The sequence below is a fragment of the Rhodanobacter sp. UC4451_H18 genome, from assembly GCF_052978225.1.
Map to the genome: position 1 here is coordinate 321,403 of NZ_CM129663.1, position 26,453 is coordinate 347,855.

At 65.4% G+C, this 26,453-nt stretch carries 24 protein-coding genes and 1 tRNA gene; 14 read left to right on the plus strand and 11 right to left on the minus strand.

The genetic code is table 11. The features are described 5' to 3' along the window. Complete coding sequence (locus tag ACVCMG_RS01635; RefSeq protein WP_447114733.1) at positions 1-3,033, minus strand: ligand-binding sensor domain-containing diguanylate cyclase; 3,033 nt, start codon at positions 3,031-3,033, stop codon at positions 1-3. Between the two features lie 211 nt (positions 3,034-3,244). Here ACVCMG_RS01635 and ACVCMG_RS01640 point away from each other — a divergent pair, with 211 nt between their 5' ends. The 8 genes from ACVCMG_RS01640 to ACVCMG_RS01675 all read left to right on the plus strand — a co-directional run bounded on the left by ACVCMG_RS01640 (position 3,245) and on the right by ACVCMG_RS01675 (position 10,155). Next, positions 3,245-4,582: a replication-associated recombination protein A gene (locus ACVCMG_RS01640; protein ID WP_447098800.1), complete on the plus strand. Its 1,338-nt coding sequence runs from the start codon at positions 3,245-3,247 to the stop codon at positions 4,580-4,582. Between the two features lie 156 nt (positions 4,583-4,738). Then, positions 4,739-5,323, plus strand: coding sequence for a hypothetical protein (locus tag ACVCMG_RS01645; RefSeq protein ID WP_447114734.1), 585 nt, complete (start codon positions 4,739-4,741; stop codon positions 5,321-5,323). Positions 5,324-5,490: 167 nt separating this feature from the next. Further along, positions 5,491-6,771, plus strand: a complete 1,281-nt coding sequence (gene serS / locus ACVCMG_RS01650; RefSeq protein WP_447114735.1) for a serine--tRNA ligase — start codon at positions 5,491-5,493, stop codon at positions 6,769-6,771. Then, positions 6,768-7,136, plus strand: coding sequence for an LrgA (locus ACVCMG_RS01655; RefSeq protein WP_447114736.1), 369 nt, complete (start codon positions 6,768-6,770; stop codon positions 7,134-7,136). The genes serS and ACVCMG_RS01655 overlap by 4 nt, the downstream gene beginning before the upstream one ends. 152 nt (positions 7,137-7,288) lie before the next feature. Further along, a tRNA-Ser gene (locus ACVCMG_RS01660) sits at positions 7,289-7,378 on the plus strand. 575 nt (positions 7,379-7,953) lie between these two features. Beyond that, complete coding sequence (locus ACVCMG_RS01665) at positions 7,954-8,535, plus strand: hypothetical protein (protein WP_447114737.1); 582 nt, start codon at positions 7,954-7,956, stop codon at positions 8,533-8,535. After that, the gene (locus ACVCMG_RS01670) at positions 8,532-9,653 is read left to right on the plus strand and encodes an ImmA/IrrE family metallo-endopeptidase (RefSeq protein WP_447114738.1); all 1,122 of its coding nucleotides are present in this window, start codon (positions 8,532-8,534) and stop codon (positions 9,651-9,653) included. The genes ACVCMG_RS01665 and ACVCMG_RS01670 overlap by 4 nt, the downstream gene beginning before the upstream one ends. A 4-nt stretch (positions 9,654-9,657) precedes the next feature. Continuing rightward, a complete protein-coding gene (locus ACVCMG_RS01675; protein WP_447114739.1) occupies positions 9,658-10,155 on the plus strand; it encodes a hypothetical protein in 498 nt (165 codons plus the stop codon). Here ACVCMG_RS01675 and ACVCMG_RS01680 read toward each other — a convergent pair. Then, positions 10,152-11,246 (minus strand): hypothetical protein, encoded by a 1,095-nt coding sequence (locus ACVCMG_RS01680; protein ID WP_447114740.1) that lies wholly within the window; start codon positions 11,244-11,246, stop codon positions 10,152-10,154. The two genes, ACVCMG_RS01675 and ACVCMG_RS01680, sit on opposite strands and share 4 nt — an antisense overlap. A gap of 327 nt (positions 11,247-11,573) precedes the next feature. On the opposite strand from ACVCMG_RS01680, the gene ACVCMG_RS01685 reads away from it, so the two are divergent. The 5 genes from ACVCMG_RS01685 to ACVCMG_RS01705 all read left to right on the plus strand — a co-directional run bounded on the left by ACVCMG_RS01685 (position 11,574) and on the right by ACVCMG_RS01705 (position 15,956). Further along, on the plus strand, positions 11,574-11,888 hold the full coding sequence (locus ACVCMG_RS01685; RefSeq protein ID WP_447114741.1) for a DUF1153 domain-containing protein: 315 nt from the start codon (positions 11,574-11,576) through the stop codon (positions 11,886-11,888). Further along, entirely contained in the window at positions 11,888-12,706 is an 819-nt protein-coding gene (locus ACVCMG_RS01690) for an IS3 family transposase (RefSeq protein ID WP_447114742.1), read from the plus strand. Before ACVCMG_RS01685 ends, ACVCMG_RS01690 begins: the two co-directional genes overlap by 1 nt. 42 nt (positions 12,707-12,748) lie before the next feature. Beyond that, positions 12,749-12,952 (plus strand): DUF1579 family protein, encoded by a 204-nt coding sequence (locus ACVCMG_RS01695; protein WP_447114743.1) that lies wholly within the window; start codon positions 12,749-12,751, stop codon positions 12,950-12,952. Positions 12,953-13,173: 221 nt separating this feature from the next. Further along, positions 13,174-14,592 (plus strand): amidohydrolase, encoded by a 1,419-nt coding sequence (locus ACVCMG_RS01700; RefSeq protein WP_447115428.1) that lies wholly within the window; start codon positions 13,174-13,176, stop codon positions 14,590-14,592. Then, positions 14,589-15,956: an amidohydrolase family protein gene (locus ACVCMG_RS01705; RefSeq protein ID WP_447114744.1), complete on the plus strand. Its 1,368-nt coding sequence runs from the start codon at positions 14,589-14,591 to the stop codon at positions 15,954-15,956. Before ACVCMG_RS01700 ends, ACVCMG_RS01705 begins: the two co-directional genes overlap by 4 nt. On the opposite strand, the gene ACVCMG_RS01710 is transcribed toward ACVCMG_RS01705, so the two are convergent. The 3 genes from ACVCMG_RS01710 to purB form a co-directional block, all read right to left on the minus strand. Then, complete coding sequence (locus ACVCMG_RS01710) at positions 15,932-16,135, minus strand: hypothetical protein (protein ID WP_447114745.1); 204 nt, start codon at positions 16,133-16,135, stop codon at positions 15,932-15,934. The genes ACVCMG_RS01705 and ACVCMG_RS01710 overlap by 25 nt on opposite strands. Before the next feature lie 13 nt (positions 16,136-16,148). Next, positions 16,149-17,960 (minus strand): DUF885 domain-containing protein, encoded by a 1,812-nt coding sequence (locus ACVCMG_RS01715; protein WP_447114746.1) that lies wholly within the window; start codon positions 17,958-17,960, stop codon positions 16,149-16,151. A gap of 103 nt (positions 17,961-18,063) precedes the next feature. Further along, positions 18,064-19,431 (minus strand): adenylosuccinate lyase, encoded by a 1,368-nt coding sequence (purB, locus tag ACVCMG_RS01720; protein ID WP_447114747.1) that lies wholly within the window; start codon positions 19,429-19,431, stop codon positions 18,064-18,066. A 226-nt stretch (positions 19,432-19,657) separates the two neighbouring features. On the opposite strand from purB, the gene ACVCMG_RS01725 reads away from it, so the two are divergent. Further along, entirely contained in the window at positions 19,658-21,040 is a 1,383-nt protein-coding gene (locus ACVCMG_RS01725; protein WP_447114748.1) for a class II fumarate hydratase, read from the plus strand. 177 nt (positions 21,041-21,217) lie between these two features. Here ACVCMG_RS01725 and ACVCMG_RS01730 read toward each other — a convergent pair whose 3' ends face one another. The 6 genes from ACVCMG_RS01730 to ACVCMG_RS01755 form a co-directional block, all read right to left on the minus strand. Next, entirely contained in the window at positions 21,218-21,910 is a 693-nt protein-coding gene (locus ACVCMG_RS01730; protein WP_447114749.1) for a hypothetical protein, read from the minus strand. A gap of 34 nt (positions 21,911-21,944) precedes the next feature. Beyond that, entirely contained in the window at positions 21,945-22,904 is a 960-nt protein-coding gene (locus ACVCMG_RS01735; protein WP_395118688.1) for an ABC-2 transporter permease, read from the minus strand. Continuing rightward, positions 22,901-23,758 (minus strand): ABC transporter ATP-binding protein, encoded by an 858-nt coding sequence (locus ACVCMG_RS01740; RefSeq protein ID WP_395118686.1) that lies wholly within the window; start codon positions 23,756-23,758, stop codon positions 22,901-22,903. Before ACVCMG_RS01740 ends, ACVCMG_RS01735 begins: the two co-directional genes overlap by 4 nt. Continuing rightward, a complete protein-coding gene (locus ACVCMG_RS01745) occupies positions 23,755-24,129 on the minus strand; it encodes a GntR family transcriptional regulator (protein WP_395118684.1) in 375 nt (124 codons plus the stop codon). Before ACVCMG_RS01745 ends, ACVCMG_RS01740 begins: the two co-directional genes overlap by 4 nt. A gap of 2 nt (positions 24,130-24,131) precedes the next feature. Continuing rightward, positions 24,132-24,479: a hypothetical protein gene (locus ACVCMG_RS01750; protein WP_447114750.1), complete on the minus strand. Its 348-nt coding sequence runs from the start codon at positions 24,477-24,479 to the stop codon at positions 24,132-24,134. Positions 24,480-24,751: 272 nt separating this feature from the next. After that, entirely contained in the window at positions 24,752-26,422 is a 1,671-nt protein-coding gene (locus tag ACVCMG_RS01755) for an amidohydrolase (RefSeq protein WP_447114751.1), read from the minus strand. Between the last annotated feature and the right edge of the window lie 31 nt (positions 26,423-26,453).

The following is a 26,453-nucleotide window of genomic DNA, read 5'->3' on the forward strand; positions in this document are numbered from 1 at the left end:
TCAGCTGGCTACCGCGTAGCGGTTGCGGCCGTTGCGCTTGGCCTCGTACAGCGCCTTGTCCGCGCGCGACAGCCACTGCTCGATGGATTCACCCTGACGCAGCGCGGTGACGCCGATGCTCACCGTGACCTGGATCGGCCGATCCTGATAGCTGACGGCCGTGCCGGCCATGGCCGCGCAGATGCGCTCGGCGATCTCGCTGGCCTGCGCCACGCTGGTGTCGGGCAGGCACAGCACGAACTCCTCGCCGCCGTAGCGTCCGAGCAGGTCACCCTGCCGGCAATGGCGCTGGATCACCGCCACCGCGCCGCGGATCACGGCGTCGCCGGCGAGGTGGCCGTGGATGTCGTTGACCTGCTTGAAGCGGTCCAGGTCGAACAGCGCGATGCAGATGGATTGCTCGCGCGACCGTTCGCATTCCGCCTGGGCCAGCTCCAGGAAGCGGCGCCGGTTGTAGATACCGGTGAGCCCGTCGGTGCTGGCCAGCTCGTCCAGGCGCCGGTTGGCGGCGCGCAGGTCGCGCGTGTGCTCGTTGATCTGTCGCTGCAGCTGCAGCGCCTGTCGGCGCAGGTAGAGCGTGCGCAGATGCACCAGCAGCACCACCAGGCCGATCAGCAGCGCGACCGCTGCCAGCTTGCTGTACCAGGTCTCGTACCAGCGGGGGGCGACCTTCACCAGCAGGCGGCTTTCGACCGTGCGCGGGTACATGCCCTGCGTGCTGGCGCGCAGATACAGCACGTAGTCGCCGTGCGCGAGGTTGGTGTAGTTCGCGCCGGGTTTGGCGCCGGCCGGGATGTCGACCCAGCCGTCGTCCAGGCCGGTCATGCGATAGCTGTACGAGGTTTCGCCGGGGGAGCGGTAATCCAGCAGGGAAAAGTCCACGCGCAGGTTGCGGTTGCGCTGGTCCAGCGTGATCGTGTCGCCGTCATGCGGCAGCTTGCCGAACGGCAGTGCCACCGCGCCGAGCACCGCGTGGGTGATCGCCAGCGGGGCGTCGTCGTTGTCGTCGATCTGGATGGCCGGGCGGATCACCGTCAGGCCACCCAGGCCACCGAACAGCAGCGAGCCGTCGGGTGCGTGGGCGGCGGCGTCGGCATAGTGGTAGCTGCGGATGTGCAGGCCGTCGCGCGAGCTCAGGTTGCGCACCGCGTGACTGCCGGCATCGACGCGCGCGACGCCGCTGGAGGTGCTGGCCCAGATGTGGCCCAGGCCATCGCTGAGCGCGCTGGTGACCTTGTCGCTGAGCAGGCCTTCGGCGACGCCGATGCTGGAAAAGCGCCACGGGTTCTTGCCGATGCTTTCGGCCAGCCCGCCGGAGGTGCTCACCCACAGGCGCCCTCGCGGGCCGGGCGTTGCCGCGCTCACCGAATCGCCGGGCAGGCTGGTCGGATCGCCCTCGCGATGGGTGAGCGTGCGGAAGCCGCGGCTGGCGCCGCTGTCGGGGGCGATGCTGATGCCGCGCGAGGTGCTGTACCACCATTCGTCGCCGACCTTGAGGATCTGCCGCACCGTGTTGCTGACCAGGCTGGTCGGGTCGTCCGGGTCGTGCCGGATGTGGTCCAGCACGCCGGTGCCGGTGTCGTAGCGGAACAGTCCGTCGTAGGTGCCGATCAGCAGGCGGTTGCCATCCATGCGCAGGCACAGCACCGGCGTATTCTCCAGTGCGGGCAGCACCGACGAGCTGATCTCGAACGTGTGCGGGTCCACCTTCGCCAGGCCCTGGGTGCCGACCCAGATCGAGCCGTCCGCCGCCTCGGCGAAGGACTGCACGTCGCGCAGCGTCTGCGTGCCGCCGAGCCGCAGGTGGCGCATCTGCCCGGCGCGCAGATCGATCACGTCGATGCGGCCGGCGCTCAGGCCGATCCAGACCAGCCCGCGACTGTCCACGTAGACGCCGCGCACGCTGGTGTCGCTGAGCATGTTCGATTCCAGCGGCGATGGCAGCACCGAGAACGCGCCGCGGTCGCCCAGATAGGCGCGGGCCAGGCCCAGGTCGGTGGCCGCCCACAGGTTGCCGGCGCGGTCGTGCAGCAATGCGCGCACGGCGTCGCCGGGCAGCGAGGAGGGCACCGCCGGATCGTGCTCGATCCGCTGCAGCGAGGCGTCGCCGGGGCGGTAGGCCAGCACGCCGCTGCCGTCGGTGGCGATCCACATGGTGCCCGGCGCGGCCTCCTGGAAGTCGCGCACGGTGGCGCGCTGGGCGCCCTTGCGATAGCCGCTGAACTGCGGCACCGGATGCCAGTTTCCGTGCGGGCCGCGGTACACCGCGCCGGCCTGGCCGCTGCCGATCCACAGGCGCCCGGCGCTGTCCTCGTCGATGGCCCAGATCTGGTTCTCCAGCACGGTGGCCACCACGGCGTCGGCGGGCGGCGCGGGACGCTCGAAGCGATCGCTGCCTGCGTGCCGCACGAACAGGCCCTCGTTGTTGCCCAGCCACAGGTTGCCCGCACGGTCCTGCATCACGCTGAAGTTGCGCGGCGCGGTGTCGCTGCCGGTGTCGACGTGGCGGATCGCGTTGCTGCGCAGGTCGAGATGGTCCAGGCCCTGTTCGGTGGCCACCCACACGCCGCCGGCGTGGTCGTCGGCGAGGGCGAAAATCTTGCGGTCGGAGATGCCGTCCGGGCCGCCGGGATAGACGTGGAAGGTGTTGGTCGCCGGATCGAAGCGCACCAGGCCGCCGGCGTTGGTGCCGATCAGCATGCCGCCGTCGGGCAGGGCCAGCAGGCAGCGCACGTAGGCGTCGGGCAGGCCCTTGACAGGTTCGCCGCGGACGTCGAACAGCTGGGTGCGGTAGCCGTCATAGCGGGCCAGCCCGACCATCGTGCCCACCCACAGCAGGCCTTCGCGATCCTGCGCCAGCGCGGTGACGATGGCCGGCGGGAATCCTTCCGCACTGGATACCTTGTCGAACCATGGCGACTCGAACGGCGCCCACGGATCGGCCGGAGCAGCCATGCCCGCGCCAGCCCGGAGCAACAGCAGCAGCGCTCCCAGCAGGCCCAGCAACGGGCAGCGCAAGGGCTGCCGCTTCACCCCGGCCATCCATGCCGGCACGGCAAGGCGCCGGGCCGCTGCGCGCGTCCGGTTTTCGTGGTGTGGTCAATGATTCCGTGCACGATCACGTTCTGGTTGTCCCCCGCCACGCCCGGTCGAATCGGCTAGACAACGCGGGCGACGCCATGATACCGGCATGCACTGCGTTTCGGCAGGCGGGTGCCGCGAGTGCATGCTTTATCATCGGCGCATGAATCCTCCCGTTGCCCCGGCCGGCTCCGGCCTGTTCGCCGAGCCCGACGCGCTCAAGCCCCTGGCCGAACGCATGCGCCCGCGCAGCCTCGACGAAATCGTCGGCCAGCAGCGGCTGGTCGGCCCGGACCAGGCGCTGCGCCGCGCGCTGGAGGCCGGCAAGATCCATTCGATGGTGCTGTGGGGCCCGCCCGGCTGCGGCAAGACCACGCTGGCGCTGCTGGTGGCGCGTTACGCCGAGGCGGATTTCCGTGCGATCTCCGCCGTGCTGTCCGGCCTGCCCGACGTGCGCAAGGCGCTGGCCGAGGCCGAGGTGAACTTCGCGCAGGGCCGACGCACCGTCCTGTTCGTCGACGAGGTGCACCGCTTCAACAAGACCCAGCAGGATGCGTTCCTGCCGCACATCGAGCGCGGCGTGATCATCTTCATCGGTGCCACCACCGAGAACCCCTCGTTCGAGCTGAACTCCGCGCTGCTGTCGCGCTGCCGCGTGCATGTGCTGGAGCCGGTTTCCACCGCCGACATCATCGCCGCGCTGAAACGCGCGCTGGCCGACAGCGAGCGCGGCCTCGGCGAACTGCAATTGCAGGTGTCCGACGAATCGCTCGATTCGATCGCCCAGGCCGCCGATGGCGACGTGCGCCGCGCGCTGACCCTGCTGGAAATCGCCGCCGAACTCGCGCACGAGCGCACCATCGACGAGGCCACGCTGAGCCAGGTGCTGGCCGACCGCACCCGTCGCTTCGACAAGCAGGGCGAGCAGTTCTACGACCAGATCTCGGCGCTGCACAAATCCGTGCGCTCGTCCGACCCCGACGCCGCCGTGTACTGGCTGTGCCGCATGCTCGATGGCGGCGTCGATCCGCTGTATCTCGCCCGCCGCATGACCCGCATGGCGGTGGAGGATGTCGGCCTGGCCGAGCCGCGCGCCTGGCGCATGGCGCTGGATGCGTGGGACACCTACGAGCGCCTGGGCAGCCCCGAAGGCGAACTGGGCCTGGCCCAGCTGGCGATCTGGCTGGCCATCTCGCCCAAGAGCAACGCCGCCTACATGGCCTACAACAAGGCCCGCGACGCGGTACGCAAGGGCGGCACGCTGGAAGTGCCGATGCACTTGCGCAACGCGCCCACCAAACTGATGAAGGGCCTCGGCTACGGCAAGGGCTACCAGTACGACCACGACGCCGAAGGCGGCATCGCGCTGGACCAGCAGTGCCTGCCCGACGCGCTCGTCGGCACGGTGTTCTACGAACCGGTCGAACGCGGCCTGGAACTGCAACTGCGCGAAAAGCTGCTGGCCCTGCGTGCCGCCCGCGAAAAAGCCCGCAATCCGTAGGAGCCCGCTCGCGGGCGATGCTTTTCTTTCGGGTTCGGGATTCGGGATACGGGATTCGCAAGAGCATCGCCCGCGAGCGGGCTCCTACCGCGTACGCCCTTGCCGCACGCGCTTTCCCGACCTAGATTGGCTCAACCAACCGGGGAGGGATGAACCATGCGCGTACTGGTGGCGGGTCTGATCGGCGGCATCGTGATGTTCCTCTGGGGCGTGGCCGCGCACATGGCGCTGGGGCTGGGCAGTGTCGGCATCCACCAGCCGCTCAACGAGAACGCGGCGCTGAGCGGACTGCAGGAAGGGCTGGGCGATCAACCAGGGGTGTACCTGCTGCCCTCGCTCGATCCCAAGCAGATGGGCGACGCGGCCGTGGTGCGCGCCTATTCGATCAAGGCTGTGCGCTCGCCGTACGCCTGGGTGGTGTACCAGCCGCGCGGCACCGACATGATGCAGATGGGCCCGCAGATCGGGCGGCAGTGGGCGTCCGACACGCTGGCGTCGCTGGCGCTGGCCTTCGTCATGGGGCTGGCCGTGGTGGGCTTCCGTCGCCGTGTGGCGATTGCCGCGGCGGCGGCCGTGTTTGCCTGGCTCAGCAGCATGCTCCCGTACTGGAACTGGTACCGCTTCCCGCTCGATTTCACGCTCGCCGCCTTGGCCGAGCAACTGATCGGCTGGCTGCTCGCCGGCGCCGCGATGGCGTGGTGGCTGGGTCGCGGCGAGCGCCCGTCGAACCGTTCCCCCTGAGCGTAGGCGCGTAGCGCCGCACGCGGGGTGCGGCCAGGGATGGCCGCGGCTTTGAGGAGCGAGGAAGTCGAAGGGCCACCAAAAGCAGGGACGTGGCCGCATTCATTGCGGCCACCGGCCACGCGCAGCGATAATTCGCGGTTCAAGCCGTTACCTGGACCTCGCTCATGCTCGATCCCGCCCTGCTGCGTTCGCATCTGGCCGAAACCGCCGCACGCCTCGCCGAAACCCGCGGCTACATGCTGGACGTGGCCGCCGTCGAGGCGCTGGAGAGTTCGCGCAAGCAGCTGGCGATGGAGACACAGGAGCTGCAGAACCTGCGCAACACCCGCTCCAGGGCGATCGGCCAGGCCAAGGCGAAAGGCGAGGACGTGGCACCGCTGATGGCCGAAGTCGCCGGCATCGGCGACAAGCTCAAGGCCAACGAGCAGGCCCTCGGCGACGTGCAGGCGAAACTTGCCGAGATCGCGCTGGGCATCCCCAACATTCCGGATGCCTCAGTACCGCTGGGCAAGGACGAAAAGGACAACGTCGAAGTCAGCCGCTGGGGCACGCCACGCGAGTTCGCGTTCGCGGTGAAGGACCACGTCGAACTGGGCGAGCGCCACGGCTGGCTCGACGGTGACGCCGGCGCCAAGCTCTCCGGCGCGCGCTTCACCGTGCTGCGCGGCCAGCTCGCGCATCTGCACCGCGCGCTCGGCCAGTTCATGCTCGACCTACACACCGGCGAGCACGGCTATCTGGAATGCAACGTGCCGGTGATCGTCAACGCCGACACCATGCAGGGCACCGGCCAGCTGCCGAAGTTCGAGGAAGACCTGTTCGCCACCGAAGTCGGCGAGACCAAGCGTTACCTGATCCCCACCGCCGAGGTCTCGCTGACCAACCTGGTGCGCGACACCATCCAGGACGCCGACGCGCTGCCGCTGCGCATGACCGCGCACACGCTGTGCTTCCGCGCCGAAGCCGGCAGCTACGGTCGCGACACCCGCGGCATGATCCGCCAGCACCAGTTCGAGAAAGTGGAAATGGTGCACATCGCCCGCGCCGACCAGTCCCGCGCGCAGCTGGAGGAGATGGTCGGCCACGCCGAGACCGTGCTGCAGAAGCTCGGCCTGCCATACCGCAAGATGCTGTTGTGCACCGGCGACATGGGCTTCGGCGCGGCCAAGACCTACGACCTGGAAGTGTGGCTGCCCAGCCAGCAGACCTACCGCGAAATCTCCAGCTGCTCCAACTGCGTGGACTTCCAGGCCCGCCGCCTGCAGGCCCGCGTGCGCAACCCGGAAACCGGCAAGCCCGAGCTGGTGCACACGCTCAACGGCTCCGGCCTCGCCATTGGCCGCACCCTGATCGCGGTGATGGAGAACTACCAGAACGCCGACGGCTCGATCGACGTGCCCGAGGTGCTGCGCCCCTACCTGGCCGGCCTGGACAGCATCGCGTGAACGCGCCGGCATCCGCGCAAGGCCGCTGGGGCAGGGTGGAGTTCTACACCTGCTTCTTCCTGCTGGCGGTGCTGGCCACGGTGATCGGCATGCGCCTGGGCTTCGACGGCGTGTGGCAGATGCCGGTGCTGGATCTCGACCTGTCCGTAGTCGCCATGACGCTGGTGCTCGCCAGCTTCTGGTTCGCCCGCCACAGCCGCCGCTGGCGCCTCGCCATCGTCACCTTCGCCAGCGCCACCCAGCTGGTGCCGATGGTTGTGCGCGAACCGGTGCTGCTGGTGCCGCTGCTCGGCGCGCTGATTCCGGTGGCGATCCTGGTCGGCTGTCTGGTGGCGTTGTCGAGAAAAGGCCCGAAACCGTTGTAGGAGCGCACCTGTGCGCGATGCCCTTTGCCGGCGTGACGAAGAGCATCGCGCACAGGGTGCGCTCCCATAGCATCCCGGTCCCGCCGTAAGCGGCACCCGTGCTGGAGTTCCTGATAGCATGGCGACCCTCCGCGGAAGAGCGTGAAAAGTTCGGAGAGATGGCCGAGCGGTTTAAGGCAGCAGTCTTGAAAACTGCCGTAGTGGTAACACTACCGTGGGTTCGAATCCCACTCTCTCCGCCATTCTCGAGGGGAAAGTGAACCTGACCCTGTTCTTGCAGACAGGAAGTTAGTTTGCCAATTGGGTGTGAGAGACAGGAGGCATCCTAAGTCCGGGTGTAACGAAGGCCATCAACATCTAGGTGCGCGAGAGAAGCGGACGCGAAAAGGAGTCACGCGAAAAGGGGGTAGGTTCATTAAGCCGCATGCGGTAAACGAACCTGCCCCTTTGCTCTTTTTCTCCCACCAGGTTCGCATCGGCGGTGGAGGCCTTCTGCGTCGCGGGGAAGAATGAGGTGGCCGCGCTGCTAGCGGTGCTCCCCGAGGAAGCCCGGGAGCGCGTGCAGGCTCTTTTGCCGGCTCTACAGTCGGACCTCGTTCGCCTACGGCTGCTGCGGCTCAGGAACCGTTGGCATCGCCGGAACTGACGCCGTGGCGACCGCGACAAGGCCTCCGCCTTGAGATCAGAATCGGTATGAGCTGGGCCGATAACTTGTCCAAGCGGTTCAGGAGGGGCATACTTTTTCCTGCCAAAGCTCTTGAACATCAGGTGTTTGCGAAAAATCCTCAAGGCGCACTGACATGGATTGGAGGTGGACGTGGCGAGCTACATCTTTGTATCCCCGGGATCAGATCCCGGCATGGGGAAGCCTCTAGTTGATCCAGTTCTGAGCGGAGCAAGGCCCACGATGGGCACCTGCCGCCCTGATCTTCGGCGCCTGGTGAAACTGGGCGACCAGATTTTCGTGGTCAGTGGAAGCATGGGGAAATTGGTCAACCAATACGTGATTGGCGGATTAGAGATCCAAGACAAGCTCGCCAACCAACTACTGGCTTACGAGAAGTATCCGGAGCATCGCCTTCACTTTGATGCATCGGGACAGCGGATCGGGAACATCATCGTGGATGCCGCCGGGGACCATGATCAACGCGATCGACATGACAAATTTGATCGCAGGATTCAGAACTACTTGGTCGGCAAGAATCCAGTGATGCTAGAAACTGCGCGCGAAATTGCTCTGGGGCGTGAGCATTCTGTCGACATCTTGGCCCAAGTGTTCGAAAAGCGCGGAGTACGGCGTGTGCGAGACGTGATTGGTCGGAACCGCCGCTTATCGGAAGAGCAGGCGACCCGCCTGCGTGAAGCTTTGCTTCAAATCAAAGCGGAAGCTAAGCGGTGATCACGCTCGCCGAACATATGAGCAACCGCCACCTCACGATCAATGAGGTTTCTCGGCGAACTCATTTACCGATTGACCGCCTCTCGCTGATTGTCAGCGGAGCGGATGCGTCGTTGTCTGAGATGAAGAAGATCTCACGGGCGCTCAAAGTCCCGCTGTCCACCCTTTTGGATTTCAGCCAAGATGAAGAAGGCGAGCGAGTTCAAGTCCTACTTCGACAGACGCTTGGCCAGCGGGTTGACGATATCGCCTCTTCCATGGCCGTCATTTCGGCGCAGCTTCGGGACATCCTTGAAGTTTCATCATCCCTCAAACGACATGATGGTTGGCCCGACCTTTTCAAAGGTTTATCACCAGCCGTCGACTATGCGGAAAATTTCGCCACCATCTTTCGTCGTGCGTTTGCCTCACTTGATGACCAAGAGCCCTTTCCAAATCTACCTCAAGTGGTCGAAGAGTTAGGGGTCCTGCTCGTCTTTGGGCGCGATCCAAGGGTGGAGGGCATCTCTGCCATCGTTGATAATCTCGCCATCATCCTCTTAGCGCCGAGGACTTTTCAGCCGAGGATGCTGTTCACTCTGGCTCACGAGCTTGGTCATTTGGTTGCTCGCCATGATCGGATCCATGACAGTTTCGCGTTGATGGACGACGTGGTCGGCGGTGGCTATGACCGAGATGCCTTTAAGGAGGGTGAGCGGTTTGCCGACGCCTTTGCTTCTTGCCTCTTGATGCCTGCACAGGGGGTCTACCGCACTCTTTCGTCGGTTCGAGATCATTTTGGTGCCAAAGGTCCGCTCGGCGATATCGAAATCTCTGTCCTGGCGCGGTTCTTCAATGTCAGTTTTGAGGTGGCGGCTAGACGCTGTGAATACCTCGATCTACTTCCACATCGAGGCGCGCGCGCTCTGTATCAGAAGATCTCGGATGACTACGGCAACCCAGAGCGCAGAGCCGAGGATCTGAATCTTCCTCCGCGGGAGGAGATGCTGTTTCAAACCTCGCCTCGTCTAATTCGTGAGGGAGCGCGACTCGTTCGGGAGGGACGCATGTCAGCAGGGAGAGCGGCTGAACTCATCAACGTGCCGATTTCCGCCATCTTCTCCGCTAACGCCAATTGACGACGTGGTCGTCATCCTCGACGCCTCTACTTTGATCAACCTAGCCAACGGCGGGGTCTTAGGCGACGTTTTGGTGTTGGATGGCTTCGAGTTCTTGGTGGGTGAGGCGGTCTTGGAAGAGATTCCGTCCATAGCTGAAGAGGTCGAGCAGGTGGTCGCTACCGGGCTTCTTCGGTTTGTCGACGACAATGTGATTACGGCCAAAGCATTCTCTCAAGCAAAGCGGGAGATGCGGTTGGGAGATGGAGAAACAGAGTGCATTTTGGCTGCAGGAATCATGGGTTGTTGCATCGCGTGCGACGACAAACAAGCTCGCCGGGAAGCCAAGGCCAGGTTGGACCCAGAAGATCGCGTCACGGGATCAATTGGGTTACTTCGTGCGCTGTGCGCCGCAGGAAAAGCTTCGCCACATGAGGCGCTTGCCGCGTATCAACTGATGATCGAAAGGGGCGGCTACTTGCCGGAGGCCAGCCTGGAGCTGTTCTCTCCATGCCTTAGCTAGATCGTTTCTGGACGAAGTCCAAGGCGATCGTTTCGCAAAGGCCTAGACGTCTTGCTGGCTAGTAGCGAACGAACAGCAACGAACGGATTGCCTATTGTTTTCTTTATCTGCTGCCTCGCCTGAAACATGGAGCCGCACCGCACGCAATAGTGGTCGATGTGCGGGGCATAGGCATCGGTTCCGCGATCAAAGTGGGGTTCGCCGCATTTCGGGCAGTTGAGCGACACGATGCGACCTTCAAGGTGGGGCATCGCACTCTGTGCCATGTAGTGCCTAACTTGGTCAGGGTCGAGTGCAATCCCATCAATGATTACTTCGGCATAGGTGTCGTCAACCGGCGGATACTCTTGGCCTTCCTGTTCGAGGCCATGAACGTGGATCCCGACTTCTTCAGGCTTGTCGAAAGTCCACACGATCGCCGGGTTTGAGCCCCATATTTGAATGCCACCCGGATAGTCGTCTTGGCTGATTTTGATGCTGGCCTTAGCCAGCTCTGCCCGGCGCGTAGTTCTCTCCAGGCGATGCTTGAGTTGAGCCAAGGGGTTTCCTATCCCGTTGGTCATATCGGAAAACTGGCACCCGCAGCCGTGGCATTGGTGGCGACGGTGGGGATGAACGGCAAACCAGTCCCTGTCAAGATGAGGAAAACCGCAATGGGTGCAAGTCACTTCAATGGTTTCGAAGCTGAAGACGCCGGAGACCATGTAGTTGATTGCGTCTATCTCGTCGACGGTGAACCACTCGCCGGAGAGAAGATCCTTCGTGTAAGGGATCCGCAAGCGCCGATAGGTTTTGTCGATGTCCTTATTGCCGCCCAACACGTGGCGAGCATGGACATGAATGCCGCGATCCGCAGGAAGCGTGGTGGTGTCGTAAACGGCTGGAACTGAGCCCCAGAGGGCGATACCGCCTGGATATGCGCCAAGGTCGAGATCCAATGTTTCGTGAGGCTGGATGGGGGCGTCATGTGCGGCGACGCATTCTTCGGCTGCAACTCCGTATTTCGCAGTCGCGTTTGCATGATGCGCAGTGCACCAATAGCGGGAGCCGCCATCTCGCCTCTTTCCCACGTTGACAATGACGCATTCCATGGCCGAAGCGTAGCAAAACAGAGCAAGGGCCGCCCTAAGAGCCGGGTCAGGTAAAGATTACTTTTCGCGCCGCGGTTGAAACCAAAGCGCGTAGGGAAGGGTTCCCATCACTACTTAAAGAGCGGCGGGACGGGCTACGAGACGCCGAAGCCCGGGTCAGAGTGCACTTTACCGCCGCACTCTCGCATCGCGTCGAGCAAGCCGTTCGAAGGCCTGGGATACATCGGCCAGGACGCTGTCACCGGCAGGTACTTCAGCAGCTGGATGGACGCCAATGTAATGACCCAGTGATTTTCTGCTCAGGTGCTACCTTTTACGGAGAGCACGATGAGCCAAGTGATGGAAGAAGAGATCAAGCGTTGGACGGCGCGACGGAAGTCGGCGCTGGTGCTGGAAATCATCCAGGGCAAGACGACGGTGGCCGAAGCCAGCCGGCAGTTCGACCTGACGCCGTCGGAGATCGAGAGCTGGGTCGAGGACGGCAAGCGGGGGATGGAGAACGCCCTGCGGGCGAAGCCCGAGGACGTCCGGGAGCAATACGAGCGCCAGCTTAAGGACCTGCAGGAGGCGTACGGCGAGGCCATGCTGGAGTTGCGCGCCCGAAAAAAATTGCAGTCCCTGTTGGGCAAGGACGAGACCTGATGGTCTCGATCCAGCAGGGGCTGCGGGACGATGGCTTCGAGGTCTCGATGGTGAAGCTGTGCCGCTGGTTCGGCGTGGCACGGCGGACCGTGTACTACCAGCCGACCAAGGCGTCGCCGAAAGTCCGGTCGGAGCTGGCGGAGCCGATCAAGGCGCTGATCGAGGAGGAACCGTCGTTCGGCTACCGGACGGTGGCGGGTCTGTTGGGCATGAACAAGAACACCGTGCAGCGCATCTTCCAGCTGAAAGGCTGGCAGGTACGCAAGAGATCCGTCGGCTGCCGCCCCCGAATCCAGGCACTGCCTTCGGTGGCGCAGGTGCCGGACGAACGCTGGGCGACCGATCTGTGCCGGATCTGGGGCGGACGCGACGGCTGGCTGACCCTGGCGCTGGTGATCGACTGCTACACCCGGCAGCTGCTGGGCTGGCAGCTCTCGCGCAGCGGCAAGGCCAGCACCGCTGCCGCGGCACTGGAGCAGGCCTTGATCGCCCGGTTCGGGACTCTGGGCCAGGTGCAGACGCCGTTTCTGCTGCGCTCCGACAATGGCCTGGTGTTCACCAGCCGCGGTTACACCCGGCTGGTGCGCAGCTACGGGCTGCGGCAGGAGTTCATCACGCCGCACTGCCCGCAGCAGAACGGGATGGTCGAGCGGGTCATCCGCACCTTGAAGGAGCAGTGTGCGCATCGCCATCGGTTCGAAAGCCAGCAGCACGCCAGCCGCGTGATCGGCGACTGGATCCAGTTCTACAACCACCGGCGTCCGCATCAGGCGCTGGGCATGAAGACACCCGCTGAGGCTTATGCTTTAGCGGCCTGACCTGAGCAGAAACCGCTAGGTCATTACACCAATTTCTCGGGGATGATCCTCGCCCACGGCAGCTACGACGCGGCGAGCCGGACCTATACGTTTACTGGCGAGATGGCCGGCAATGACGGCTTGCCGGTGCCGGTGCGCGAAGTCATGCGCATCGCCGACGGCGATCATTTCGTCTACGAATACTACGAGACCCGCAACGGCAAGGAGGCGCTGGCCGTCAGCCTGCAGTACACGCGGATGGATTGAGCGATCGGCCCGCGGGCGTCCGGGGAAAGAGGGCGGCGGAAGTCGAGCGATGCGGTCGATGCGGGGTGAGTCGAAGCACCTGTTGGAGTGATTCCCCGGCGAGACTTTGCCGCCACTTCCCTGTACGGTTCGCCGGTGGCGACAACGGACGCGCCGCGCATCGCAGCCAGGGCTGGCGTGGCATTGGGGCCGACTCGGGAGCGAAGATGAAATCGTCATGTATGCGCGCGGCGATGCTTGCCGCATGGCTGGGGGTATCCGTCGGGGCGGTCGCCCAGGCCGCGTCACCGCAGCCCACCGAATTCCCGCCGGACGCCTTCCCGTCCACCTACCAGCCGCTGCCTGCGCAGACCACGCTGATCCGGCACGCGACGATCTACACCGGTACCGGCGAGCGCATTGACGATGGGTCGGTGCTGTTGCGCGACGGCAAGGTCGCGGCGATCGGCAAGCAGGTCGAGGCGCCAGCCGACGCCGTGGTGATCGACGCCAAGGGCAAGTTCGTCACGCCCGGGCTGATCGACGTGCATTCGCATCTCGGCGTGTATCCGTCGCCCGCGGTGGAGGCCACCGCCAACGGCAACGAGATGACCAATCCGACCACGCCGCAGGTGATGGCCGAGCATTCGGTGTGGCCGCAGGACCCGGGCTTCAACACCGCGCGCGCCGGTGGCGTGACCACGCTGGAAATCCTGCCCGGTTCCGGCAACCTGATCGGCGGGCGCAGCGTGGTGTTGAAGAACGTGCCGGCCACCACCGTGCAGGGGATGAAGTTTCCGGATGCGCCGTATGGCCTGAAGATGGCCTGCGGCGAGAATCCGATGCGGGTCTACGGCAGCCGCCACCAGTTTCCGTCGACGTTGATGGGCGACGTCGCCGGTTACCGGCAGGCGTTCGCCGACGCGCAGGCCTACGACCGCGAGTGGAAGGCGTGGGAGGCCAAGGTCAAGGCCAAGGGCGCCACGGAGGCCGGCCCGCCGCCCAAGCGCGATCTGGGCAAGGAAACCCTGGCCGAAGTGCTCGGCGGCAGGATCCGCGTACAGATGCATTGCTACCGCGCCGACGAGATGGCCGCCTTGCTCGACGTGGCGCAGGAGTTCGATTTCAAGATCGCCGCATTCCACCACGCCGTCGAGGCGTACAAGATTCCGCACCTGCTGGCCAAGGCCGACACCTGTGCCGCGATGTGGGCCGACTGGTGGGGCTTCAAGATGGAAGCGTGGGACGGCATCCGCGCCAACATCGCGATGGTCGATGCCGGCGGCGCCTGCGCGATGATCCACTCGGACGACGAGAACGGCATCCAGCGCCTCAACCAGGAAGTGGCCAAGGCGCTGGCAGCAGGGCGGCGTGCCGGGCTCGACATCAGCAAGGAGCACGCGGTGATGTGGATGACGCTCAACCCGGCCAAGGCGCTGGGCCTGGCCGACCGCATCGGCTCGCTGGAACCGGGCAAGGATGCCGACGTGGTGATCTGGAGCGCCGACCCGTTCAGCGTCTACGCGCGCACCGAGAAGGTGTTCCTCGACGGCGCCGTGGTCTACGAGCGCGACGAACCGCAGCGGCAATCGACCTCCGATTTCATGCTGGGCAGCTTCATCGACCCGCATGTCGACGCCGCAGGGGAGGGCGCACGATGAAATACCTGGCCATGATCCTGGCGATGCTCTGCGTCGCCTGCAGCCCGGCCGACCGTTCGGACCGCCATGCCGATACCGCGGCGGCCAGTTCCGCGGCGCCTGCGAATGGCAACGCTGCCGGCGATGGCAAGACCTACGCCATCACCGGCGGCACCGTGTACACGCTGGGCGCCGCCGGCAAGATCGAGCACGGCACGGTGCTGGTCAAGAACGGCAGGATCGCCGCGGTGGGCGCCAACGTCGAGATTCCCGCCGATGCCGAGCGCATCGACGCCACCGGCAAGATCGTCACGCCCGGCATCTTCGACCCGCAAAGCCAGTTCGGCATCGTCGAGGTGGGCGCGGTGAAGGAAACCCGCGACGCCTCGGCCGGCGACTCGCGTTTCAGCGCCGCGTTCGACGTGGCCGACGCGATCAACCCGCGCTCGATGCTGATCCCGGTCAACCGGATCGCCGGCGTCACCCGCGCGATGGTGTCGCCCACCAACGGCGACAAGCACATCATCGCCGGCCGTGGCGCCATCATCGACCTGGGTTCCACCGAAGGCTTCATCCATCGCGATGCGGCAGCGATGTTCGCCGCGCTGGGCGAGACCGGCGCCGCCCAGGCCGGCGGCTCGCGCGCGGCCGCCATGCTGGCCCTGCGCGAGGCGCTGCAGGATGCGAAGGACTACGCCGACAACACCAGCGCCTATGCCAGCAACCAGCGCCGCACGTACGCGCTGACACGGCTGGACCTGGAGGCGCTGGGCCCGGTGCTGGCGGGCAAGGAGCCGCTGGTGCTCCACGTCGAGCGTGCCAGCGACATCGAGGCGGCGTTGCGGCTGGCCGGCGACTTCAAGCTGAAGCTGATCGTCTCCGGCGGCGCCGAAGCCTGGATGGTCGCCGACGAACTCGCCGCCGCCCACGTGCCGGTGCTGCTCAATCCGCTGGAAGACCTGCCGGCACATTTCGAGACGCTGGGCTCGACCCTGGAAAACGCCGCGCGTCTGCAGAAAGCCGGCGTGATGATCGCCTTCGCCACCGGCGACACCCACAACGCGCGCAATGTCACCCAGGCTGCCGGCAATGCGGTGGCCAACGGCCTGCCGTGGCTCGACGCGCTGAAGGCGCTGATGCTGAACCCGGCGCGGATCTACGGCATGGACCAGGATGTGGGCACGCTGGAGCAGGGCAAGCTGGCCGACGTGGTGATCTGGAGCGGCGACCCGCTGGAACTGTCCAGCTTCGCCGACCAGGTATTCATCGCCGGCCGCAAGATTCCCATGGTCAGCCGCCAGACGATGCTGCGCGACCGCTACATGCAGGCGATGCGGGAGAAGCACACCTTGCCGCCGGGTTACATCATGCCGACGGCGCCGTAGGCATGTGCCGCGGGCTCCTTCGCCTGCAGGCGAAGGAGCCGGTCGTCGCAGGCCAGGCACTGTCCGCCGGCTCTTCCCCATATCGCCATGCGCGTGGCGAGTGCATCTGCCGCTGCTGCGACAGCCTGGTTGGCGGTGCTGTTCCAGTAGCCGGTGGCACGGGTCGACTCCTTCGACATGCCGTGTTCCAGGCTACTCGACCGCCGCAGTCGCCTTGGCGTCCGTCACCTCATCCACCGTCCACAGCTTCGCCTCCACCTTGCCGCCCAGCATCTGCTGGCGCACCAGCGGAATCGGCGGGCCGCCGTAGCTGAGGAACTGGTCGTGGAAGGCCTTCAGCGCATTCGGGCCGGGGTGCGCCGCGATCCAGTCCTTGCGCAGCTGCATGATCATCAGCTTGCCCATGGTGTAGTTGAGATAGGCCGGGTCGTAGGTGCCGCGGGCGGCCTGCTGGCGGGCGTTGCCGGGGTCCTGGAAGGCCTTGTCGCGGAACATCTGCTCGGACTGGGCCATGCTCATGCCGCCGGTGTGCAGGCCGATCGCGGAGAGATAGCGCACGTCGCGCAGCAGGGCGTTGGTGAGCTGGCCGATGTGGACTTCCGGCGTGGCGCCGTCGAGGCCGGCGTCGAACATCATTTCCTCGGTGTAGTGCGCCCAGCCTTCGGCGAAGGCGTAGCCGACGAACAACTGGCCGAACTTCCAGTGCGCACGATTGGCGTGCAGGAACTGCAGGAAGTGGCCGGGCCAGACTTCATGCGCGGAGACGAACAGCAGCGCGGCCTTGCCCGGCACGTAGGCGGCCTGGTCGGCCTTGCTCCAGGTCGGGTCGGGCGGCGCGATGTAATACACCGACGGCAGGTTTTTCTCGTACGGGCCGGGAATCTCGATATAGGCGAAGTTCCAGCGGTTGAACGGCGGCGCCTCTTCGGCCTTGGCCTGCTCGGTGCCGGGAATGCTCACCAGATCCTTGTCGACGATGAACTGGCGCAGGCTGGCGAGCTGCGCGCGAGCGCCTTCGACTGCTCCGCCGACGGGTTTGTCGGCGCTCTCCTTCGCCACGCAATCCTTCAGCGATTGGCCCGGGGCAAACTTGTCGCAGGCGCTCTTGAGCGAGGCAAGGTTGCGCGCAAGATCGGATTCGCCGATCGCCTTGAGCTGGTCCAGCGGAAGGTCGACCCGTTCGGTGGCATGCAGCATCTTCGCGAACTTGTCCGCGCCCAGCGCGAAGTCCTGGGTGGCGTGCGGCTTCTGCGCCTTGAGCCAGTCGGCCAGCTCTTGCGAGGCCTTGATGGCGGCGGCGTTGCTGGCCTTGAAGCGCGCCTGCAGGGCATCGTCCTTCACCTGGGCGAAGATGCCGGGCACGTCGGTCTTGAAGAAGCTGGCGAAGCCTGCGAACGAATTGACGCCCACGTCGATGTACGAGGCGGGCAGTGGCAGCTTGAGGTTGGCCTTGATCTGCGCCAGCGCCTTGGGCAGCGCCTCCTGGTAAGTCACGAAGGCCGCCATGCGCTGCGCCAGAGGCGCGTATGGCCGGGTCAGGTACATGCTCGGCGACAGGTCGCCGGTGTAGAAGGTGGGGTTCTTGTACGGTGCGCCCGAATCCTCCAGCCAGAACAATTGGCCGTCGATCACCGCCAGTACGTAGTCGCGCTGGAATCGGCCGCGGGCGTCCAGCTCGTCATCGGTGAATGCGGCAAAGCTCTTCCTTTGCGCATGCAGCCAGTCCGCGTTGGCCTTCAGGCCTTCGGCGCTGAAATCGGGCAGACGGCCGTCGAACTCGTGCTTGCCGGCGTTGGCCGCGAACACCGGGTAGTGCTGGAAGTAGCCGGCAAGAAACGCGTCGACGTCCGTTGCCAGTGCCGCGTTGCGGCCGGCGTCCGCCGCGTGGACGCTGGATGCGGCGGCCGGCGTGGACTGGCCCGACAGCGAGGCGTCGGCGGAGCAGCCGGCAAGAAAGGTGGCGGCAACGACGGCAGAGAGTGTGAGCGCGCGCAATGGATGCATGTCGACTTCCCCGGGATGATCGCAAGCGCCGAGCCTAAGGCGTACTGCCGGTTCGACGCAATCGCGCGCGGGATGGTGCCGGTTGTCGTGCCGCGCGGAGCGATCAGATTTCCTTCGCCAGGCGCTTTGCCAGCCCGATGTAGCCGGCCGGCGTCAGCTCCAGCAGGCGCTGTTTCGCATCCGCCGGAAGTTCAAGCCCGGCGATGAACTCGCGCATAGAATCCCTGGTGATGCCGTGGCCGCGGGTCAGTGCCTTGAGCTGCTCGTAGGGTTGCGGCAGGCCGTAGCGACGCATCACGGTCTGTACGGCTTCGGCCAGCACTTCCCAGCTGGTGTCGAGGTCGGCGGCGATGCGTTCTGCGTTGACGTTGAGTTTGCCCAGGCCCTTCTTCAGCGATTCCAGCGCCACCAGCGTGTGGCCGAAGGCGGTGCCGAGCGCGCGCAGCACGGTGGAATCGGTGAGGTCGCGCTGCCAGCGGCTGATCGGCAGCTTCTCGGCGAAGTGACCCAGCAGCGCGTTGGCGAGGCCGAAGTTGCCTTCGGCGTTCTCGAAGTCGATCGGGTTGACCTTGTGCGGCATGGTCGAGGAGCCGACTTCACCGGCCTTCAAGGTCTGCTTGAAGTAGCCCAGCGAGATGTAGCCCCAGATGTCGCGGGCCAGGTCGATCAGGATGATGTTGGCGCGGCGCACCGCGTCGCAGTATTCGGCGACGTTGTCGTGCGGCTCGATCTGGGTGGTGTAGGCGTTGTAGTCGAGGCCGAGGCTTTCGACGAAGCGCTGCGAGAAACCCCGCCAGTCCATTTCAGGGTAGGTGATCACGTGGGCGTTGTAGTTGCCCACCGCGCCGTTGATCTTGCCGGAGACTTCGACCGCCGCCAGCTGCTTGCGCTGACGTTCCAGGCGCGCCACCACGTTGGCGATCTCCTTGCCCAGCGTGCTGGGCGAGGCGGTCTGGCCGTGCGTGCGCGAGAGCAGCGGCAGGCCGGCGTTGTCGTGCGCCATCTGGCGCAGCGTGTCGATCAGCGCATCGAGCTGCGGCAGCAGCACGCCGCGGCGCGCGTCGCGCAGCATCAGCGCGTAGGAGAGGTTGTTGATGTCCTCGCTGGTGCAGGCGAAGTGCACGAACTCCTTCGCCTGCGCGAGGCTGGCTTCGGCGCCGATCTTCTCCTTGATGAAGTACTCGACCGCCTTGACGTCGTGGTTGGTGGTCGCCTCGATCGCCTTGATCCGCTCGCCGTCGGCTTCGCTGAAGTCCTCCGCGATGGCTTTCAGGGTGGCGACGTGGGTCGCGTCGAAGGCGGGGAGTTCGACGATCTTGGGCTCGGCGGCAAGGGCCAGCAGCCATTCGATCTCCACCTGCACGCGGCGATGCATCAGCCCGAACTCGCTGAAGATCGGACGCAGCGCTTCGACCTTGCTGGCGTAGCGGCCGTCCAGCGGCGACAGGGCGGTCAGGGCGTGGTTGGACATCGGGGCGTTCCGGCGAGGGGAAACGGGCATTTTACATTGCCGGCGGCGCACTGCCTTGCGGCTTATAGTGGCGAGCCATCAAACGGCTTTTTGCCCGTCATTCCTGCGCGAGCAGGAATCCAGTGCCTTTGGTCTTCAAGGGCACGAGTCACTGGGCCCCAGCTTGCGCTGGGGCGAGGGGAATTCTCCAGGATCTGGCTTCTCCCATCCACCGAAGGAACAAACCATGAGCGGCTTCCGCATCGAACACGACAGCATGGGCGAGCTGCAAGTCCCGGCTGACGCGCTGTATGGCGCGCAGACCCAGCGCGCGATCGACAACTTCCCGATTTCCGGCCTGCACCTGCCGCGGCCGTTCATCCGTGCGCTGGGGCTGATCAAGGCCGCCGCGGCCGACGTGAACCTTTCGCTGGGCCATCTGAAGAAGGGTCAGGCGGCGGCGATCCGCAAGGCGGCGCTGGCGGTGGCGGACGGCCAGTACGACGCGCAATTCCCGATCGACATCTTCCAGACCGGTTCGGGCACCAGCACCAACATGAATGCAAACGAGGTGATCGCGCACCTGGCGGTTGCCGCGGGTGCGAAGGTGCATCCGAACGACCACGTCAATTACGGGCAGAGCTCGAACGACGTGATCCCCACCGCCATCCACGTCAGCGCCACGCTGACCGCCAGCGAGCAATTGCTGCCGGCGCTGAAGCACTTGCAGAAGGCGATCGACAAGCGCGCGCGCGAACTGAAGAACACGCCCAAGACCGGCCGCACCCACCTGATGGACGCGATGCCGATCACCTTCGGGCAGGAACTGTCGGGCTGGGCGGCGCAGGTCGGCGCGGCCATCGAGCGGATCGAGGATGTGCTGAAGCGCATGCGCCGACTGCCGCAGGGCGGCACCGCGGTGGGCACCGGCATCAACGCCGACCCGAAGTTCGGCCCGGCGATGGCCGCGCAGCTGAGGAAGCTGACCGGGGTGAAGTTCGAGTCGGCGCAAAACTACTTCGAGGGCATGGCCGCGCAGGATGCGGCGGTGGAGCTGTCCGGCGCGTTGAAGACGCTGGCCGTCGCGTTGATGAAGATCGCCAACGACCTGCGCTGGATGAACTCCGGCCCGCTGGCCGGCCTGGGCGAGATCGAGCTGCCGGCGCTGCAGCCGGGATCGTCGATCATGCCGGGCAAGGTCAATCCGGTGATCCCCGAGGCGGTGGCGATGGTGGCCGCGCAGGTGATCGGCAACGATGCCTCGATCACCATCGCCGGCCAGTCCGGCAATTTCCAGCTCAACGTGATGTTGCCGCTGATCGCGCACAACCTGCTGCAGTCGATCGGCATCCTGGCCAATGTCAGCGTGCTGCTGGCGGACAAGTCCATCGCCGGGTTCAAGGTCAACAAGGCACGGGTGAATCAGGCGCTGGCGATGAACCCGATCCTGGTCACCGCGCTGAACCCGGTGATCGGCTACGAGAAGGGCGCGGCCACCGCCAAGCAGGCGTACAAACAGCACCGGCCGATCATGGACGTGGCGCTGGAAACCACCGGGCTGAAAAAGGACGAGTTGAAGAAGCTGCTCGACCCGATGGCGCTGACCCGCGGCGGCATCCACGAAAAATAGACAACCAGGGATTCGGGATACGGGATTGGTGATTTGCAAAGGCATCGCCCTCGAGCGGGCTCCTGCAGCCTCCGTCATCTTGTAGAAGCCCGCTCGCGGGCGACGCCTTTGCTTTTGCTCTCGCGAATCCCGAATCCCGAATCCCGAATCCCGAATCCCGAATCCCGAATCCCGTCCTCAGAACGACAGCACGGTCACGCCTTTCTTGTGGCCCGAGTTGGCAATGTTCTTGTCGCAGTCCTGCACGTCTTCCTCCGTCATCGTCGCGTAGGGCTTGAATGCGGGCATCGTGGTTGCCAGCTGCTGCTGGGCGGCGCGCAGGTCGGGCAGGCGTTTGCACAGTTCGAGGGCGGCGGCCTGGATGCGGTCGGTCTGCGGCTTGATCGCCGCCTCGATTTCCGCGTCGCTCTTGCCGCTGAACGCGCCGCTCAGCGCTGCGCTGGCGGCATGCATGCCGAGGTCCGCGCCTTGCGTGCCGATCGCCATGCCGGCCTCGGCGATGTCGATGACGCGGTGGCGGTAGTCCAGCAGCAGCTGCCGTTGCTCCGGCGTGGCGGCGACCGGCTTGCCGTCGATCAGCAGCTCGCCTTGCGGCGTGATCTGGGCGTTGGATGTCGAGCGGCCCATGCGCAGGGTGCTGCCGATGTGGACGGTGTCCACGTCGATGTTTTTGGTCGCCAGTTCCTGCCGGGCCTTCTGCATGGCGTCGTCGACGCGACGGGCCACCCACGAGGTGGGCGCCTTGTCACCGGCAGTTTGTGCGGTGGTTGCCGAGGAGGCCGGCTGGGAGTCCGTGTGGTCCGACTGGCCGCAGGCGGCCAGCGGCAACAGCAAGGCCAGGGCGAGGGCGTTGAGGGTGAGGTATTTCATGGGTGCTTCTCCAAGTCGTGTGTTGGAACGCAACTCAGCTGTCGTCGCGCCAGCGGCGGAACCAGATCGCACCAGCCAGCATGGCGGCGGCCGCGGCCACGCCGATCCAGAGGTTCATCGAGCCCATCGCGCTGTAGCTGTGCATCACGCTCAGGGTGGAGAGCACCTGCGCCGGGTTGTCGCCGCCGATGCCGCTGACCTCGCTGAACCAGCCACCCGGGAACACGCTGCCCAGGATGCGGGCCACCACGCCACGCCAGTACCAGTCGTTGGAGATATTCAGCGTGCCCAGCAGGTTGAACCAGCCGATCACGATGCCGACGCCCACCGGCAATGCCACCGCCCACAGGAAGGGCTTGCTGCGCGCCCAGGCCGAGCAGAGCATCAGCCAGCCCACCGTCGGCAGCGCCCACAACACATAGAGCGGGATCGAGCCGACCAGGTTGGCGATCACCTGCAGCGGGTGCGACAGGCCCAGCAGGTGCCACACGCTGACGCCATGCAGGGACAGGGTGATGGCGAACATCAGCAGCATCACGATCCCGGTGAGGGCGCCCACGACCACCGCGATCAACGGCGCGACCACGGTGGCGGAGAAGACCTTGGACAGCACGGTTGCGGTGTCCGACACCGGCAGCGATTTCCAGAACAGGATGCTGCGGTCGCGGCGATCGTCGTAGAGCGCGCCGAGGCAGTAGAAGAACACCACGAAGCCGAGCACGATACCGATGATCATGGTGGAGGAGTACATCACCAGGTCCAGCCCGGCACCGACCGCCTCCATCGACCGCTGGTCCAGGTCCTGGGTGAGCAGGTGCAGGTTGTTGCTGCCCATACCCAGGTGGAAGCCCATCTGCCGGCCCATCACCTCGCCGGTCACGATGCCCATCAGGTTGAGCACCAGGAAAATCGCGGCCGTGATCACCGGCGCACGCAGGAAGCCGCCGCGGTGCTCCCAGAATTCGCGTTTGACCAACCACAGGAAGGTGTTCATGCGTAGGTTCCCTTCATGGTGGCGACGAACAGGTCGCTGATGGATGGCCGCCGGGTTTCGCCCAGGGCTTCCAGTTGCGCGCGTCCGACACCGTCGAACAGAAAGATGCTCTTGCCGAAGACCTGGCGCTCGTCCAGCGGCTTCAGCGCACGGGCGGCCTCGGACCGGTCGGCGTTGACCATCACCTCGATGTAGCGCTCGCCCACGGCGTCCATGTCCGCGTCGAGCACGATCCTGCCGTCGCGGATGAACATCAGGTCGGTGAGGATGTGCTCGACTTCCTCCACCTGGTGGGTGGTGACGATGATGGTCTTGTTCTCGTCGAAGTAGTCCTCCAGCAGGTTCTGGTAGAACTGCTTGCGGTAGAGGATGTCCAGGCCCAGGGTCGGCTCGTCCAGGATCAGCAGCTTGGCGTCGATCGCCATCACCAGCGCCAGGTGCAACTGCACGATCATGCCCTTGGACATCTGCCGCACGCGCTGTTCGGGCTGCAGCTTGGTGCGGGCAAGGAAGGCCTCGCACTTGGCGCGGTCGAAACGCGGATGCACGTGGGCGACGAAGTCGACCACTTCACGCACGCGAATCCAGCGCGGCAGCACCGCCACGTCGGCGATGAAGCACACCTCGCCCATCAGCCGGTCGCGCTGCTTGCGCGGGTCGAAACCCAGCACGTTCAGCTCGCCGGTGAAGTCGGTCAGGCCCAGGATGGCCTTCAGTGCGGTGGTCTTGCCGGCACCGTTGGGGCCGATCAGGCCGACGATGCGACCGGGTTCGACCTGGAAACTGACGTTGTCCAGCGCGACCGTCGACTTGTAACGCTTGCCGAGGCCGCTGGCCGTGATGACCGCGCTCATGCTGATGGCTCCTGGTGGTTGCCGGCTTCCCGCATCAGGGTCTTGAGATCCAGTCCGAGGCGCTGGAGGCGGGCATGCAGCGCCGGCCATTCCTCGCGCAGGAAGCGCTCGCGTTCGGATTTGAGCAGCGCATCGCGCGCCCCTTCGATGACAAACATGCCCAGACCCCTCCTTTTCTCCACGAGTTGTTCGTCGACCAGTTCCTGGTACGCCTTCGATACGGTCAGCGGGTTGATCTGATAATCCGCCGCTACCTGGCGTACCGACGGCAGCGGGTCGCCTTCGTTCAAGGCGCCGTCCAGGATCATCGCCACCACACGCTGGTGCAGTTGGCGATAGATCGGGACGCTGTCGTTCCAGGCGATGGTCATGGTTATTCCTTCGTGATGCGGCCGAACTTCTTGCCAAACGAATAGTAGGGCATGACCCACTGCGACCCGAGCAGGCCCAGCGGCTCGATCGCCTCGCCCAGACGCAGCTGCGCGTCGGCAGGCACGGCGGCCAGGTTGGCGGCGCTGCCGTCGTCGATCAGTGCCGCGGCACGCCGTTCGGCGGCGCTCGGATGCACGGTGACCGGGGCCAGGTTGGTGACGTGGGCCGGCGTGCTGGTGTGGCTGTTGCCGATCGGCTGCCAGGCGTCGACGTTGTACAAGACGGCGCGCAGGCTCGCGAAGGTGAGCAGGATGGCCGCGGCGCCGGCGATCAGTTTGTACGCTTTCATGTCGAACCTCCTTTGGTGCTCTGGGTGAGTGGTGTTGTAGTGAACTATATCACCGACTTTTGAGCCGTCAAGGGGAAATTCGGATTTGACTACATGACTGATGGCCTATGGGGCGGGGGAGTAGGGAATAGGGAATAGGGAATAGCCGAAGCCAAGAGCATCAGGGCGGCGCTTTTCCGCTCTTTCTATTCCCTATTCCCCATTCCCTATTCCCTGCTCCAAACAAAAAGCCGGCTTCGCAGCCGGCCTTCTCGGGTCGTCAGGGGAGGTGATCAATCCTTCTTCGCGTACACCTGCCTGCCGCCGACCCAGGTCTGCAGCACCTTGGTGTTCCAGAGCTTGCTGGCCGGGTCCTTGAATACGTCGTGGTCGACCAGGATGAAGTCGGCCCACTTGCCGGGCTCCAGCGTGCCGATGCGGTTCTCCGCATGCTCGGCGTACGCCGCATCGAGGGTGAAGGCGCGCAGGGCCTGGGTCAGGCTCAGATCCTGCTGCGGATACCAGCCGCCGGGCGGCTGCCCCTGATGGTCTTCGCGGGTGACGGCCGAGTACAGCCCGAAGAACGGGTTGGGCGACTCGACCGGGAAATCCGAACCCGCGGCGATCACCGTGCCCTGTTTCAGGAAGCGCTGCCACGCGTAAGCCCCCTTGATGCGTTCGTGGCCCACGCGATCCTCGGCCATGTTCATGTCGGAGGTGGCGTGGGTGGGCTGCATCGAGGCGATCAGCTGCAGCGGCACGAAGCGCGGGATGTCCTCCAGCGAGACGATCTGCGCGTGCTCGACGCGGTTGCGCAACGCCTTGGCGTCGGGGTGGCTGCGATAGGCCGCGGCGAAGCTGTCCAGCACTTCGCGGTTGGCGCGGTCGCCGATGGCGTGGATGCCGACCTGGTAGCCCTTGGCGAATGCCTTGTCGATCTTGGCCGTCATGGTGGCAGGCGACATGAACAGCAGGCCGCTGTTGTGCGGGTCGTCGGAGTAGGGCTTGAGCATCGCGGCGCCGCGGCTGCCCAGTGCGCCGTCGGCGAACAGCTTGACCGCGCGCACGGTGAGGAAATCATTGCCGTAGCCGATCAGCGGACCGTCCTTGCTGATGACGTCGAAGGACTCGCCGGTATCGCGGATCATCGCGTAGATGCGCGCGGTCAGCTTGTGCGCGTCGGCGTACTGCCGGTAGAGCCGGTAGTTGTCCAGATCGATGCCGGCATCGCTGACGCCGGTGAGGCCGACGCGGGCCATCTCGGCCAGCGCCGTGTCCAGCGCAGCGGCTTTCTCCGCCGCGGTCAGCGCCGGCACGTGGGTGTCGACCAGCTCGGTGGCGCCGTCGACGAACACGCCGGCCGGATTGCCTTGCGCGTCGCGCTCGATGCGTCCGCCGGCCGGGTCGGCAGTGGCGCGGGTGACGCCGGCGAGCTTGATCGCTGCACTGTTGGCCCACGCGGCGTGGCCGTCCACGCGGCTCAACCATACCGGCCGGTTGGCGACCGCGGTATCGAGCTCGCTGGCGGTGGGGAAGCGGCCGAGTTTCCAGATCACCTGGTTCCAGCCGCCGCCACGGATCCATTTCGCCTGCGGATGCGCCTGGGCGTAGGCCTTCACCTTGGCCAGCGCCTCGTCGAGGGAGCGGGTCTCGCTGAGGTCGACGCTGTTGCGCGCGTAGCCCAGTTCCAGCACGTGGCCGTGCGCATCGATCAGGCCGGGCAGCAGGGTGCGGCCGCGGCCGTCGAACACGCGGGCGCCATCGGCACGCTGTTGCAGTTCGGCCGTGCTGCCGGTGGCCACCACCTTGCCGTCATCGACCAGCAGCGCCTGGAATTGCTGCAACTGGCCGTGGCTGTCCAGCGTGTAGCCGTTGACGTTGCTGACCAGCAGCTTGGCAGCATGGCCCAGCGGGGCGCTCGCCAGCAGCACGGCGAACAGGAGCACGCGCGGGAACGGAGTCATGTGGAGGTTCCGGCAGTTGGGTGCGCCAGTG